The organism is Bacillus sp. L75, from assembly GCF_003676355.1.
Classification (GTDB): domain Bacteria; phylum Bacillota; class Bacilli; order Bacillales; family Bacillaceae; genus Bacillus; species Bacillus velezensis.
Genome location: NZ_ML064902.1, coordinates 485151 through 499980 on the forward strand (window position 1 = coordinate 485151; position 14830 = coordinate 499980).

Annotated in this window: 12 protein-coding genes; 3 read left to right on the forward strand and 9 right to left on the reverse strand. The window is 43.2% G+C overall.

Annotated features, from left to right (window positions below; translation table 11 throughout):
* The first annotated feature begins 48 nt into the window (after window positions 1-48).
* Entirely contained in the window at window positions 49-681 is a 633-nt protein-coding gene (locus tag D5S11_RS05660) for a DUF1054 domain-containing protein (protein ID WP_007409668.1), read from the forward strand.
* A 34-nt stretch (window positions 682-715) separates the two neighbouring features.
* Here the strand turns inward: D5S11_RS05660 and D5S11_RS05665 are convergent, their stop codons facing one another.
* Window positions 716-982, reverse strand: a complete 267-nt coding sequence (locus D5S11_RS05665) for a UPF0223 family protein (RefSeq protein ID WP_007409667.1) — start codon at window positions 980-982, stop codon at window positions 716-718.
* Window positions 983-1161: 179 nt separating this feature from the next.
* On the opposite strand from D5S11_RS05665, the gene D5S11_RS05670 reads away from it, so the two are divergent.
* A complete protein-coding gene (locus D5S11_RS05670; RefSeq protein ID WP_007409666.1) occupies window positions 1162-2634 on the forward strand; it encodes an aminotransferase class I/II-fold pyridoxal phosphate-dependent enzyme in 1473 nt (490 codons plus the stop codon).
* 47 nt (window positions 2635-2681) lie between these two features.
* Here D5S11_RS05670 and D5S11_RS05675 read toward each other — a convergent pair whose 3' ends face one another.
* Both D5S11_RS05675 and D5S11_RS05680 read right to left on the reverse strand, forming a co-directional pair.
* Window positions 2682-2801 (reverse strand): GapA-binding peptide SR1P, encoded by a 120-nt coding sequence (locus tag D5S11_RS05675; protein ID WP_003154518.1) that lies wholly within the window; start codon window positions 2799-2801, stop codon window positions 2682-2684.
* A gap of 113 nt (window positions 2802-2914) precedes the next feature.
* Window positions 2915-3715, reverse strand: a complete 801-nt coding sequence (locus D5S11_RS05680; protein ID WP_032868032.1) for a polysaccharide deacetylase family protein — start codon at window positions 3713-3715, stop codon at window positions 2915-2917.
* Between the two features lie 248 nt (window positions 3716-3963).
* Between D5S11_RS05680 and D5S11_RS05685 the strand changes: the two genes are divergently transcribed.
* A complete protein-coding gene (locus tag D5S11_RS05685) occupies window positions 3964-4338 on the forward strand; it encodes a hypothetical protein (RefSeq protein ID WP_007409664.1) in 375 nt (124 codons plus the stop codon).
* Between the two features lie 47 nt (window positions 4339-4385).
* On the opposite strand, the gene lpdA is transcribed toward D5S11_RS05685, so the two are convergent.
* The 6 genes from lpdA to D5S11_RS05715 all read right to left on the reverse strand — a co-directional run bounded on the left by lpdA (window position 4386) and on the right by D5S11_RS05715 (window position 14797).
* Complete coding sequence (gene lpdA / locus D5S11_RS05690; RefSeq protein WP_007409663.1) at window positions 4386-5798, reverse strand: dihydrolipoyl dehydrogenase; 1413 nt, start codon at window positions 5796-5798, stop codon at window positions 4386-4388.
* A gap of 4 nt (window positions 5799-5802) precedes the next feature.
* Window positions 5803-7131 (reverse strand): pyruvate dehydrogenase complex dihydrolipoyllysine-residue acetyltransferase, encoded by a 1329-nt coding sequence (pdhC, locus tag D5S11_RS05695; protein WP_003154526.1) that lies wholly within the window; start codon window positions 7129-7131, stop codon window positions 5803-5805.
* A gap of 123 nt (window positions 7132-7254) precedes the next feature.
* Window positions 7255-8232, reverse strand: a complete 978-nt coding sequence (gene pdhB / locus D5S11_RS05700) for a pyruvate dehydrogenase complex E1 component subunit beta (RefSeq protein WP_003154528.1) — start codon at window positions 8230-8232, stop codon at window positions 7255-7257.
* A 3-nt stretch (window positions 8233-8235) separates the two neighbouring features.
* Complete coding sequence (gene pdhA / locus D5S11_RS05705; protein WP_003154530.1) at window positions 8236-9351, reverse strand: pyruvate dehydrogenase (acetyl-transferring) E1 component subunit alpha; 1116 nt, start codon at window positions 9349-9351, stop codon at window positions 8236-8238.
* A gap of 470 nt (window positions 9352-9821) precedes the next feature.
* Complete coding sequence (locus D5S11_RS05710) at window positions 9822-10913, reverse strand: serine hydrolase domain-containing protein (protein WP_020955769.1); 1092 nt, start codon at window positions 10911-10913, stop codon at window positions 9822-9824.
* A gap of 32 nt (window positions 10914-10945) precedes the next feature.
* On the reverse strand, window positions 10946-14797 hold the full coding sequence (locus tag D5S11_RS05715; protein WP_108724989.1) for an alpha/beta fold hydrolase: 3852 nt from the start codon (window positions 14795-14797) through the stop codon (window positions 10946-10948).
* Between the last annotated feature and the right edge of the window lie 33 nt (window positions 14798-14830).

Genomic DNA, 14830 nt, shown 5'->3' on the forward strand with positions numbered 1-14830 from the left:
GGCGGCGGCTGTGGTAAAATATGAATACTTACGATAAGGAGGAAAAAGATGACTCAGATGCGTTTTACAAAAGAAGACTTCGATACATTTACAATAGAAGGTTTAGATCCGCGCATGGAGGTGTTAAAAGAACAAGTCCGCCCGAAGCTGACCTTGTTAGGAGAGCATTTCGCACCGACATTGTCAGCATTGACAGGCGATGAAATGTTTCCGCATGTCGCCAAGCACGCGAGAAGATCTGTCAACCCGCCGGCTGACAGCTGGGTTGCCTTTGCCAACAGCAAACGCGGGTATAAGAAACTCCCTCACTTTCAGATCGGTTTATGGGACACCCATATGTTTGTATGGTTTGCCATCATTTATGAATCTCCGATAAAAGAGGAATACGGCAGATTGCTGGAAGCGAAGCAGGAGGACATCACAAAACAGATTCCCGGTCATTTTGTATGGTCGCCGGATCATACGAAGCCAGGGGCGTACAAGCAGTCCGACATGGATCAGGAGCAGCTGAAAACATTATTTGAACGCCTGCAGACAGTGAAAAAAGCAGAGCTTTTGTGCGGCATTCAGCTGCAAAAAGAAGACGTGATCAACATGAACAACAATGAATTCCTGCAAACCATTGAAGATGCTTTTAGGAAGCTTTCCTTTTTATACACACTGACTCAGAAAGTCTCATAAAATAAAAAGCGGGCCGATTGCCGGCTCGCTTTGTCTACATTTTGATAATCGCTTGATCTGATTGTTTCGCCTGTTTCACAGTCCGATAAGGGGAATAGGTGCTGTCAGCTTCAAATTGGCTGCAGATTTTCTTTTCCTCCGCTTTCCCGGGAACGATTTCTTTAAAGCGGCGGTACGCATTCAGAAGTCTGTCTCGGTCAGCTCCTTTTTCATAGGCGTTTTCCACCTGCTGAAAAAAAGCAATGACATCCACGGCCTCCTCTGTCGTCCAGTCCTCATTCATCGGATATTGATATTCCAAATGTCTTCACTCCTTTATAATCATGCTCAAAATAAGCATCTTCCATAGATCATAAATTGTTCTTTACTTTCTTTCAAGTTCATAATATAATTCATTTGTTTTACGTTTAAAAAACGGGTAATAAAACTGAATGTAATACAAACTAATCCGTAGGTATTATGATAAAGGTGGGAAAACAATTGCCGCAACATGAAACACCCCTGTACAGCGGACTGAAAAAGCACGCGGACAGACAGCCTGTCCAATTCCACATTCCGGGCCATAAAAAAGGCGCGGGAATGGATCCGGAATTCAGACAATTTATCGGAGAAAACGCGTTAAGCATAGATTTAATTAATATCGAGCCCCTGGATGATTTACATGCGCCAAAGGGCATCATTAAAGAAGCCCAGGATCTGGCCGCTCGAGCATTCGGCGCAGACCATACCTTCTTTTCCGTACAAGGGACGAGCGGCGCCATTATGACGATGGTCATGGCCGTATGCGGACCCGGAGATAAAATCATCATCCCTAGAAACGTTCATAAATCCATTATGTCGGCCATTGTATTTTCCGGAGCGGTGCCGATTTTTATTCACCCGGAAATTGACGATGAGCTCGGAATTTCTCACGGCATTACGCTTGAGTCCGCCGAGCGGGCTTTGACGGAGCACCCTGACGCAAAAGGCCTGCTTGTCATAAATCCGACGTACTTCGGTGTGGCAGCTGACTTGAGCAGCATTGTAAAGCTCGCGCATTCTTTCGATGTGCCTGTGCTTGTCGATGAAGCGCACGGCGTGCATATTCATTTTCATGATAAGCTTCCTCTGTCCGCCATGCAGGCGGGCGCTGATATGGCAGCCACAAGCGTGCACAAATTGGGAGGCTCCCTGACGCAGAGCTCCATTTTAAATGTGAGAGAAGGTCTTGTTTCCAAAGAAAGAGTACAGTCGATTTTAAGCATGCTGACGACAACGTCAACATCCTATCTGCTTCTGGCTTCACTGGATGTCGCAAGAAAACGCCTCGCTACAGAAGGCCGCGACCTTCTTGAAGATACGATTCTGCTGGCGGATCAGACACGGAAACGCCTCAATCAAATTGAAGGCATCCGCTGTGTCGGCGAAGAAATCACAGGGTCTAAAGCTGCATTCAGTTATGATCCGACTAAATTAATCATTTCGGTCAAAAACCTCGGACTGACGGGTCATGACGTTGAAAAATGGCTCCGCGAATCATATAATATCGAAGTCGAGCTGTCCGATTTGTATAATATTTTATGTATTTTCACCCCCGGCGACAGAGCGGGAGATGCCGACCGTCTTGTAAGCGCGCTTACAGACATTTCAAAGCAGGCTTCCGACAATGACTATGCTCATCAGCAAACCGAAGTTCTGCTTCCTGAAATTCCTCTGCTAGCGATGACGCCAAGAGACGCGTTTTACGCAAATACGGAAGTCATTCCGTTAAAAGAATCCGCAGGACGGATCATCGCAGAGTTTGTCATGGTGTACCCGCCGGGAATTCCGATCTTTATTCCGGGTGAGATCATTACTGAAGAAAATATCAGCTACATTTTTAAAAACTTGGACGCCGGCCTTCCTGTGCAGGGTCCCGAAGATGCAACGCTTGAAATGATCAGAGTCATCAAAGAGCAAAAAGCCATCCAATAAACATAAAGAAGCCCGAAACGAAATCGTTTCGGGCCTTTTTACGCTTTTTACTCTTCTTCAAGATGACACTGGCATTGTCCGCAGCATGTTCCGTATAACGTCGTGACCTTCTCATCCTCAAAGTAATGAATCGCTTCGTTACAGTCTTGGCAAACAATTGTACCCATCTGTCATTCCCCATTTCTCAGAATTTGAAAACGCTTAATTTTCACTTGTTGTTATTATATTATTATGTCACATTTAATATGTCAACTGATAAATTGTATAACACATTTATTTTTTACGGTCTTTTTATAGCTCGAGGGTCAATCACAGTATATCCTTTATGACGCAATCCTTTTACAATGTCCGGCATGGCTTCCGCCGTCCATTTCCGGTCATGCATCAATATGTTGGCCCCGTCCCGCAGATAAGGACTGTTCAGTGTGATATCGGTAAGCGCTTTTTTGGATTGATATTTCTGATCCCAATCATACCCGAAGGTCCAGTTCATTTTCACCATACCTTCTTTTTTTATAAGTCTGTCACTGTAGTCCGTATTGCTTCCGAAAGGCGCCCTGAAAAATGCGGGTTTCTCTCCTATTACCTTTTCAACCGCTTTATTGACGCCAATGATTTCTTCCCGTTGTTTTTGTTCGGAAAGATCTTTTAAGTTTTGATGAGTCATTGTATGATTACCGATCATAAAACCTAACTCATGAATATGCTTAAGCGCTTTCTTATTTTCATCTTTTTTCAAAAAATGTCCGTTTACAAAAAAGATCGCTGACGCATTGAGATCATGCAGTTTGTCCGCAATCTCAGCGGCATGCTGATCAGGCGCGTCATCGATCGTTACCAATGCGATCGGTTTTTTCTCTTTCTGTTCATCCATTTTTTCCACAGCAAAGCTTTTCGGATTGATATAGTAACGGGGCTCCGCCTTCTGTTTTTTCTGTTTTTCCTCTTTTGTATGGTGGTTTTCCCGTTTGGCATGATTGGCCGCGGCTTGAGAATGGGGTTTGTTTGTTTGCATCTTTTCATTTGATTGGCAGCCGGCGAGTAAGCACATACATATGACGGCTGCAGCGGCTTTATACATGACAATCCCTCCTGATATGGTTTTGCTCCCAGTATAACGAAAAAACAGCGCTCTCACGAAAAACAATGTGCCTTTTTTACACATCGGCTGCGCAAGTTGTCACACGTATTATTTCTTCATTAAAAACGGTTTCAATTATATAACAATTCAGTAACAAGCCTCAGGTTTTTCACCTCTCGTGATACACTTGATATAGTCCTTATAAATGGATGAACCCATATATTATATAAAACAGAGGAGTAAGATAGATGCGCTACCGTACGGTGATTCCCTTTTTTTTGATGCTGTTCGTTCTGTCAAGCTGTTCGGTTTCTACTGTCAGTCCATTCACAAAAAACCGGATCGACAGCATTCATCACACTCAAATCTTGTTTTTTTCCGATGAAAATCATATAGATAAAGAAGTGCCTTATTACGATGCGATTCTTGATTTAGAAAAGAAATATCCCCATCATGTCGATCAAATGAAGGTTTATGACAACAGAAAGGGATGGGAAGAGGAAATCAACACGTTCCCTGCGCTGATGGTGATCAATCATCGGCATGTGGTCATGAAGATTGAGGGATCCGTAAAGAAAAAAGAGGATATCATCAAACCCATGCAGCATGTGCTTGCACAATAAAAACAGCCCCCGCTTTTACAAACGGGGGCTGTTTCTTTGTTACATTATTATTTCACGATATGGATCGGGCTTCCGATTGCTACTTCGGCAGCTTCCATAGTGATTTCGCCCAATGTCGGGTGAGCGTGAATTGTCATTGCGATATCTTCAGCAGTCATTCCGCCTTCGATCGCCAGGCTCAATTCAGAAATCATGTCAGAAGCGCTTGCGCCGGCAATTTGCGCACCGATTACAAGACCGTCTTCTTTACGAGTGATCAGCTTCATGAAGCCGTCAGTTTCGTTAAGAGACAGCGCACGTCCGTTTGCTGCAAACGGGAACTTAGCTGCAACGACTTCAATGCCTTCTTCTTTCGCCTGTGCTTCAGTGTAACCGACAGAAGCCAGTTCAGGCTCAGAGAATACAACCGCCGGAATACCGAGGTAATCGATTTCAGCCGGCTCTCCTGAAATAGCTTCGGCAGCGATTTTACCTTCGTAAGACGCTTTGTGAGCCAACGGAGGTCCGTCAATGATGTCACCGATTGCGTAAATGTTCGGTACGTTTGTGCGACACTGCTTGTCTGTTTTAATGACACCGCGGTCAGTCATTTCGATACCGACTTGCTCAAGGCCGAGCTCATCAGTGTTCGGACGGCGTCCGACAGTGATTAATACGTAATCAGCATCAACCGTTTTTTCTTCGCCTTTTACTTCGAATGTAACTGTTACGCCGTCAGGTCTTTCCTCAACGCCTTTAGCCATGGCGCTTGTATGGATTTCAACGTTGCCTTTTTTCTTCAGTCTGCGGGTAACGAGAGAACTCATTTGTTTTTCGAAGCCAGGAAGAATTTCATCTCCGCCTTCTAAAATAACCAATTCAGTTCCGAAGTTCGCATACGCTGTTCCAAGCTCAGTACCGATATATCCGCCTCCGATAACAACGAGCTTTTTCGGAATTTCTTTAAGCGCAAGTGCGCCTGTAGAGTTCAGAACGCGTTCGCTATATTTGAAGTTTGGCAATTCGATAGGGCGAGAACCGGTAGCAATGATTGCGTTTTTAAATGTGTATGTTTGCGCAGAGTTCTCATCCATTACACGGACAGAGTTGCTGTCTACGAAATAAGCTTCCCCTTTTATAACATCCACTTTATTTCCTTTTAAAAGACCTGCAACACCGCCGGTAAGCTTATTTACAACAGAAGCTTTCCATTCTTGGACTTTTGTAAAGTCAACCGTTACGTTCTCAGCAGTGATTCCCATGTCATCTGAATGTTTTGCATTCTCGTAACGATGGCCTGCATTAATGAGCGCTTTTGAAGGAATACAGCCGACGTTCAGACAAACGCCTCCAAGAGTTGCTTTTTCAACGACTGTTACTTTTTGTCCAAGCTGAGCAGCGCGGATGGCAGCTACATAGCCGCCGGGTCCCGCACCAATCACAAGAGTATCTGTTTCAATAGGGAAATCTCCTACTACCATAACATTACGCCTCCATTAAAATAAGTTGTGGATCGTTCAGTAAACGCTTGATGTGGTTTAACGCATTTTGTGCAGTTGCTCCGTCAATCATACGGTGGTCAAAGCTGAGAGAAAGAGCTAAGACAGGAGCAGCTACAATTTCACCGTCACGGACAATCGCTTTTTCAGCAATACGGCCGATACCGAGAATCGCAACCTCTGGATGGTTGATAACCGGTGTGAACCATTGGCCTCCGGCAGAACCGATATTTGTGATCGTGCAAGAAGCGCCTTTCATTTCCGCAGGTGCAAGCTTGCCTTCACGCGCTTTTGTAGCAAGGCTGTTGATTTCATCAGAGATTTCGAAAACGGCTTTACGGTCGGCATTTTTCACTACCGGCACAAGCAGGCCTTTTTCGGTATCCGCTGCAATTCCGATGTTGAAGTAATGTTTTTGGATCACTTCATCTGTTTTATCATCAATAGATGTGTTTAAAACAGGGAATTTTTTCAAAGCGGATGTTAATGCTTTGACGACGTAAGGCAGATAAGTCAGCTTGATGCCTTGATCAGCAGCAACTTGTTTGAACTGTTTGCGGTGAGCAACAAGATTTGTTACGTCAACTTCATCCATAAGAGTTACGTGCGGTGCAGTATGCTTAGAGTTCACCATTGCTTTCGCGATCGCTTTACGGATACCGCTCATTTTTTCGCGTGTTTCAGGGAATTCGCCTTCAGGAGCCTGAGCCGCTGCAGGTTTAGCTGTTTCCTGAGGTGCAGCTGTTTCTTGCGGTGCCGCTTCTTGAGCCGCTCCTCCATTTGCAAAGCTGTCGATATCTTCTTTTACAACACGTCCGTTATTGCCTGAACCTGTTACTTTACGGATATCCACGCCTTTTTCACGGGCATATTTGCGTACGGAAGGCATGGCGATCACGCGTTTGTTCGGATCAGCTTCCGCTTGGTCCTGCTGTCCTGCGCCGGTTTCTTTTGCAGGCTCTTTAGGAGTCTCTTCTTTAGAGATATCCTGCCCTGCTTCAGCAGACGACTGAACTTGAGCCTCAGTTTTCGCCTCTCCTGAATCATGGCTTCCTTTAAATTGAAGATCTTCGTAACCAGGTGCGTCAAACGTAATAATCGTTTGTCCAACAGTTGCAACTGTTCCCTCTTCAACTTTTAATTCTAATACTTTTCCTTTAACAGGTGAAGGAATTTCTACCACTGCTTTATCATTTTGCACTTCAGCCAGAACATCGTCTTCTTCTACCTCGTCGTTCGGCTTAACAAACCATTTTACGATTTCGCCTTCGTGGATACCTTCCCCGATATCCGGAAGTTTAAATTCAAATGCCACAGTTTTCGACCTCCTAGTTGATTAAGCAAATTTTAGTTATGCATTCGCAAGCATTGAACCTAGTAAACAGACTCCTTCATATAAGAGAAAAGGACTCTCTTTACCGTCTTTTATGATGCCTGATTAAAATTCAAGAACTTTTTTCGCAGTTTCAAGAACGTCTTTATGGTTTGGAAGCCATACGCTCTCAGCAAGCGAGAAAGGAAATACTGTATCAGGCGCCGCAACACGCAGAACCGGAGCTTCCAGGCTCAGAATCGCGCGGTCATTGATTTCAGCTACAACGTTGGCAGCGATGCCGGCTTGTTTTTGAGCTTCTTGCACGACAATTGCGCGGCCTGTTTTTTCAACAGAAGCAATAATCGTATCAATATCAAGCGGACTTACAGTGCGAAGGTCGATAACTTCAGCAGAAACGCCTTCTTTTTCAAGCTCTTCAGCAGCCTTAAGCGACTCATGAACCATCGCGCCGTATGTGATGATAGAAAGGTCAGTACCTTCGCGTTTCACATCAGCTTTGCCAAGCTCAATTGTGTATTCCTCCTCAGGAACTTCCTGACGGAAAGAACGGTAAAGTTTCATATGCTCTAAGAAAACAACCGGATCATTGTCTCTGATAGAGGCAATCAACAGTCCTTTTGCATCGTAAGGAGTGGATGGGATAACAACTTTAATACCCGGCTGCTGAGCGATAAGGCCTTCCAAACTGTCAGCGTGAAGTTCAGGTGTATGAACCCCTCCGCCGAATGGAGAACGGATTGTCACCGGAGAAGTCCAGCGTCCGCCGGAACGGTAGCGGAGACGAGCCATTTGTCCTGAGATTGAATCCATTACTTCATATACGAATCCGAAGAATTGGATTTCCATAACAGGACGGTAATCTTGCAGGCCTAAACCGAGAGCGAGACCGCCGATACCGGATTCAGCAAGCGGCGTGTCAAATACGCGGTCCTCACCGAATTCTTTTTGAAGGCCTTCAGTTGCACGGAATACGCCTCCGGCAACGCCTACATCTTCCCCGAAAAGCAGAACGTTTTCATTGTTTTTCAGTTCTGTGCGTAACGCATCAGTGATCGCTTGAATCATTGTCATTTGCGCCATGGCTTACTTCGACTCCTTCGCTTTGTAAATTTCAAGTTGTTCTTTCAAGTTGAACGTCGGCTCTTCAAACATATTCTCAATCAGCTCTGTTACTTTCGGTTTTGATTCGCCGTCAGCCTTTTTGATAGCTTGTTTGATTTCTTCTTTGGCCTGTTCAATCACTTTGTTCTCTTCTTCTTCAGACCATAGTCCTTTGTTTTCCAAGAACTTGCGGAAACGTACGAGCGGGTCTTTTTGCTCCCATTCATTTTCTATTTCTTTCGTACGATATTTAGTCGGATCGTCACCGGACATTGTATGAGGTCCGTAACGGAATGTAAGAGTTTCAATCAGAGTCGGACCTTCACCGTTAATTGCGCGCTGGCGTGCTTCTGCGGTTGCAGCATAAACGGCTAGTGCATCCATTCCGTCTACTTGAACACCTGTAATACCGACGGCAACTGCTTTTTGGGCAATTGTCTGTGCGGATGATTGCTTTTCTACAGGAGTTGAAATCGCATAGCGGTTATTCTGAACAACGAAGATCGCTGGCGCTTTAAATGCTCCGGCAAAGTTCATTCCTTCATAGAAGTCACCTTGAGAAGCTCCGCCGTCACCAGTGTAAGTAATAGCTACCGCTTTTTTACCGCGCTTTTTAAGACCTAAAGCTACACCTGCGGTTTGGATAATTTGAGCACCAATAATAATTTGAGGTGATAAAGCATTTACTCCCTCAGGCATCTGATTACCTTTAAAATGGCCTCTTGAGAACAGGAATGCCTGGTGTAAAGGAAGACCGTGCCAAATCAGCTGAGGAACGTCACGATAACCCGGAAGGATAAAGTCGTCCTGTTCAAGCGCGAAGTGTGATGCAATTTGAGAAGCTTCCTGGCCCGCTGTCGGTGCATAGAAACCTAAACGTCCTTGACGGGAAAGAGAAATTGAACGCTGGTCTAAAATGCGGATATACACCATTCTTCTCATTAATTCCTTTAACTGATCATCTGAAAGATCAGGCATTGCGTCTTTATTTACGACTTCTCCTTCAGCATTTAAAATTTGGAACGTTTCAAACTGCTTATTAATAGCATCAAATTGTTTTTTGCTATCAACAATTGAAGTTTTTGTCTTTGCAGCCATTTTTTAAACCACCTCTTCTTTTGATTTAACAGGGTTAGGATACCGTTTAGCCATCCGTATTAAAAACAGTCTTATCATGCTCTGCAATTCTAAAATTAATCATTCAGAAATTCACATAGCGCTTAAGCAAAGATAATGACGTTTAAACTGTACTAATAAAAAAAGATTTTTTATTAGTACAATATGATCAACAACCATAGTTTACAGTAATTAAACAAAGCCGTCAATTATTTATAACCTCATTTTGAAACCGCTTATAAAACATAAGATCATATTGCGCCAAACTGTACTATAAAAGACTTTAAACTGTATTATAAAAATGCTCTACTGTACTATAATTAAAAAAAATTACAAAGAGTAAATTAAGTTATTTAACTTCAGGGCGGGCTTTGAAAAGATGCCGCGGGATAAAAACGGGCAGTTAGCAATCGTCCCGCCTGCCGAACAGACGGGACGATGCCTTTGTCTAATTATTCAATACCCGCCCACACGATATTCAGCGGCGTCAGCACGGCATGAGGATGAAACTCGGAAATCGGAGTGAAAAATACATACGTAAAATCTTCGGCTGGATCAGAAAACATGCCGCACCAACCCATTCCAAGATGTGAGAAGGTGCCTTCTGTCATGAAATAATGGTCACCGGCCGGCCACAAATTAATGCCTAAACCAAAGCCGCCTTCCTCTCTGGGCGCTCCGAAGAAGTAAAAAGGAAGACCGGGCTTTATTTGATTTCTCAGCATCGCTTCGACTGTTTTTCTTCCAAGCAGCTTCTTATCTTTCAATCTGCCTTTATTTCTAAACATTTCAGCTAACTTCCAAATATCTCGCAATGAAGAGTACAGACCGCTTGTCGCTTTATTCGGAAAATACGGGTGATGACTTTTTTCCAGCTGTACGCACTCGTGCTCATTGATCACACAAACTTCTTCTTTTAAAGCATCAGGCACATAAAAATACGTTCTTTCTAATCCGAGCGCTTCAATAATATGCTTTGTTACATACTGTTCGTAGGATACGCCTGTTACTTTTGAAATAATGATGCCAAGTATAACAAAGCCGGTTCTGGAATAGTTCCATGCTTCATCCACTCCGTACTCCAAAGGCGTACTGACCAGATAGTTTATCCATTCTTCCTCATTCGTTAAGTCAATGCCTTCAGCCTTTTGAATATCCAGCTCAAAACTTAATCCCGCCGTATGAGTCAAAAGGTGCAAAATTTTAATTTCTCCGAAACCCGGTTTATCAAACGCTGGCAAAATGAGCTTGACCGGCATTTTCAGATCGAGCAAACCTTTTTCGACGAGCTGCATGACGGCTACAGCGGTAAACACTTTTGTCAAAGAACCGATTTCTCTGATTGTATCAAGCTGAAATGTTTGCTTTTCTTTTTGTCCGCCGGTAAATTCCCCTAACGACTCAGCTGCAAAAACCTCACCTCCTCTTGACATCATATAACTCGCACATTGCAGATCTCCATTGTCTATCATCGTCTGATAATGGCCGTTAAGAGCGTTAATTTGTTTCATATCAAATGCCGGATTGCTTATTGTTTGTTTCATTGTTTTCTCCCCCTGTACTGTATGTATCGTTTTCATCCCTTACTTACTGATTTCTTGATGAATTCTGACACCGTTTTATTAAATTCTTCCGGATGTGTAATGTTCGGAAGATGCCCCGCTCCCTTAATTTTCTTTAATTCTGCATTGCTCAGCAGTTTCTGCAGCCTTTTTGTTTCTTTCTGATCAACTACGCTTTCTTTCTCACCCGTAAGGATAAGCGTTCTTGTATGAATGTCTTTTAAAAAGCCGATTGTAGAATAGCCTTCTTGTTGATGTATCTTCATAAAACGTTCAATAGAAGCATTTAAGAATTGATTACTGTATAAACTTTCATATTCATGCGACTTTCCTATAGCTATAAAATCATTTTTCAGTTTTTCCTCGACACTGCTTTCAGGGTCTTCTTCGTATTCGGTGTAACTTCCGGAAAGAATGAGCGTTTTTACTTTTTCAGGGTATTCATAGGCTATCCTCTGCCCTATCATGCCTCCCCAAGAAGCTGCCGCAATGTGGATCGGCCAAGCAACCCCTATCTCGTTCAGCACTTCGATAAAAGTCTGAGCCAGCCCGCTCAGTGTAAAATCGGCGCTCCCCTCACTCAGCCCGTAACCCGGTGTGTGTATGACAATTACATTAAATTGATCTGCCCACTCCTTCATTTGTTCTTTCCACATGTAAGCAGTGGTAGCAAAACCGCAAATCAGTAAAATTGTTTCACCCTTACCGCTCATCAATATTTCCATATGCCGGGCATTTTCTGTGTTTGCCAGAAAATGAACGGTTTCCGTTTCTTCTGTCTGGTAAAAAGCGATGAGTTTTTTTGCGGCATCGCTTTGATTGTGCTGAAGGGCTCCTTTCTTCAGTCTGCTCCAATAATGCAAATAATCGTCGAGATGACGATTGGAAGCCGTGCCGAGTATTCGGAAAGGACTTTCAGCTTCTTCCGTAACGACTGATGAAGCATCAAAATCGGCTGCAATCGCTGAATCTCTTACCAGAGGCGGTGCTGAACGGGCGGATAACGGCTTGAAATCGTTTTGTATTTTTTCTTTTTCTCCGTATAACACGATCAGCTGGTGGCCTTGGCCGAGAAGCGAGTGTTCAAAAGCTTTGATTCCGGCAGTATTTTCTAATGGGTGAAGTCCGTACTCCGTTTTCATAATGTCTTGAATGCCGGGATCAACTGACATGCCTCCGTCTTTCCAGAAAGGCCAATTTACAGCGATGGTTTTTCCTGATCTTCCCCCCGCCTTTCTCATACATTCCCTCCACTCGGCAAAATGCTCCAGAAAACGATTGGCGTAGGCGTAATCGGCTTGACCCAGACTTCCGATTTCTGAGGAGATGGAAGAAAACAAAACAAAAAAGTCTAAAGGCATATTTCTGAGCGCTTCATCCAAATGAATCACACCATTGACCTTTGATTGCAGCACCGCTTGAGCTTCCTCGTCTGTTTTATTCATAATGAGAGAGTCTTTTAACACGCCTGCACTGTAAATGACCCCGTTGATTTCGGAATAATCAGCATGAATTTTTTCCGCTAAATTGATGACCTGCTGCTTATCTGACATGTCAGCCTGGATATAAGAAATGCTTGCCCCGTCATATCGGATGCTGTCTAATTTTTCTTCCATGTCTGCTGTCATTTTCGATCGCCCGGCAATGATAACGCTGGCTCCGTGATTTGCATAAAGAAACGCTGAAATAATCCAGCCGATGCCGCTTAATCCTCCGATGATGAGATACACCCCGTTTTTTGCAAACTTGGCGGCCTTTTGTCCTGTTTGCGGCGAAGCGTCTTTATATGCTGTCACCCGCCTTTTTTGATCGCCGTCATATTTCACAGACTGATGATGTCCGGCACTTAATTCATTGAGAAGCAAAGGTGCTTTTTCAATGGTTTGTCTTGAAGAAATCTCAACCGTTTTACACTTTATATTCGGCTGCTCCGCATTCAGCGTTTTAAAAAAGCCTCCAATCGCGGCGTAAACCGGATTTGTATATTGACCCTTGTCATGTACGTACAGAATGTTGATGTTTTCTTTTACTTTTTGATGGATCAAAGCTTTACTCAAATAAAGAATTGAATAAAAGCTGTGAGTCAGATCTAACGCTGCCTCAGTATAAGCTTTTTTTGACAGGTAATGAATGATTGACGCCGGAAACGCTCCGGACTTTTTCATATCTTCTAACAGTCTGGTGTAATGAGCAGACTGCTCCGGATTAAATTTATAATGCTTTTCATTTACTATTTCATATTCAGCGGCGGCTTCCGCATAAATAACATTTTCACTGCCGATGTACTTACGGATTTCATCACTCAATGAACTGTCGAAATCGAAAATCAATGTATTTTCCTTAGGTACTTCTCCGGACTTTAATGGCGATTCTATCCATTCTTTTTGTAAATACAAGGAATCAAGCACCGGCTTTTCAGACGGCTTTTTCGTTTGCGTTTTTTCTTTAAAAGCTGCGGCCGGCGTATTACGCACATCATATTTTTCTTCTAAATAAGCCGCTAAATCATGAATATTGTTATAATCAAAAAGCAATGTCGGATACAATTGTGTATCCAATCTTTCCTCGAGCATTTTCGATATATGCAGCAGCTGTTTTGAGTCAAGACCCAGTTCGTAAAAAGATTGGTGTTTGTCCGCTTTATTTGGCGGTGTGTTTGTAGCCTCTCCAATAATGGATGACAGCTCATCTGTTAATGTTTTATGACTGTCTTGGTGCTGAACTGTATCAGAGATAGAGTCTGTAATGTCGGCTCCGTATTTCTCCTGCAGATATTCCGTCAATTCACCGATTGTGGAGTAATCAAATAATAAAGTCGGGTACAGCTTTGTATCTAACATCAGTTCTAATTTTTTGGATAAGTCTAATAATTGTTTAGAATCCAAGCCCATCTCGTAAAAGGAACTATCATTCTTCACTGTTTCAGCAGGTTTTTCAATCATGCCGGCTATCTCTTGGATCAAATTATTTCTGATCATTTCTTTATTGTTCGTTGCGCTGCCGACCTCTTTAGCTTTTTGGGAATGCTCCAGCCTTTGTATTGATTTTTCATTTCTGACTCTTTTCACACCGAATCGCTCATAATAAAAAGCAAGCTCTCCATCAGGCCTGTATACTTCTATGTCCGCATATAAAATGTCTTTAGAAGGCGGCTGCGTTATACTGGTTTTATTAATATACACAAAACAAGACCCAGTTGTTTTATGCAGTGCCCGGAATGTCTCAATATATATAGGGATAAACGCATTTGTTCCTTCATCCGGCAAGTCTGATGTAAGGATTCCCAACAAGCTGAGAGACCCATCCAAAAATGCGGGATGCATGTAAAAGTCATCTGTATATTCTTTTGAAAGTCCGCTTAAACTGACCTCTCCCAGAATATAATTTTCACCTTCATATACCGTACCTTCCAATTTCATAAAATCTTTATGAATCAGGCCGCCCCTGCGCAAATTACGATAGGCGGATTCAGCATCCGAAGTCCGGACGGCCCCTTTCTTTAATTCTTCGATTGAAATTGTCTTTTCGTTTATCGCATTTTTTCTTATGATTTCCGCCTGCAAGTTGACTGACGCTTCACCTTCCGCCTTTTCAGCGACCCATTTCCTGCTTGTTGTTTCAATAAGCCAGCCGTTTTCTTGTTCCGTAAACTGAAAGGTGACTTTTTTATCAAAATGGACTGACGTCGCAACAGGTTCACGGAATAAAACATGTTTGATTTCAAAACTTCGGGGTGATATCCCTTTCTCAGCTAAAAATCGTGTTATTAAATCCAGATACGTTACGCCGGGTATCGTACGCACTTGATGAAGGACATGGTCTGAAACAATATAATCGTCATGTTTGACTAATACGCTGAACCTCATGCAACTCGACAACCTTTCTTCTTTTACAAAGTA

Excerpts from the sequence above, each read along its gene's own strand:
- D5S11_RS05660 (WP_007409668.1), top strand. The coding sequence starts at position 49 with ATGACTCAGATGCGTTTTACAAAAGAAGACTTCGATACATTTACAATA.
- D5S11_RS05675 (WP_003154518.1), bottom strand. The coding sequence starts at position 2,801 with ATGGGTACAATTGTTTGCCAAGACTGTAACGAAGCGATTCATTACTTT.
- D5S11_RS05680 (WP_032868032.1), bottom strand. The coding sequence starts at position 3,715 with ATGTATAAAGCCGCTGCAGCCGTCATATGTATGTGCTTACTCGCCGGC.
- D5S11_RS05685 (WP_007409664.1), top strand. The coding sequence starts at position 3,964 with ATGCGCTACCGTACGGTGATTCCCTTTTTTTTGATGCTGTTCGTTCTG.
- lpdA (WP_007409663.1), bottom strand. The coding sequence starts at position 5,798 with ATGGTAGTAGGAGATTTCCCTATTGAAACAGATACTCTTGTGATTGGT.
- pdhB (WP_003154528.1), bottom strand. The coding sequence starts at position 8,232 with ATGGCGCAAATGACAATGATTCAAGCGATCACTGATGCGTTACGCACA.
- pdhA (WP_003154530.1), bottom strand. The coding sequence starts at position 9,351 with ATGGCTGCAAAGACAAAAACTTCAATTGTTGATAGCAAAAAACAATTT.
- D5S11_RS05710 (WP_020955769.1), bottom strand. The coding sequence starts at position 10,913 with ATGAAACAAACAATAAGCAATCCGGCATTTGATATGAAACAAATTAAC.
- D5S11_RS05715 (WP_108724989.1), bottom strand. The coding sequence starts at position 14,797 with ATGAGGTTCAGCGTATTAGTCAAACATGACGATTATATTGTTTCAGAC.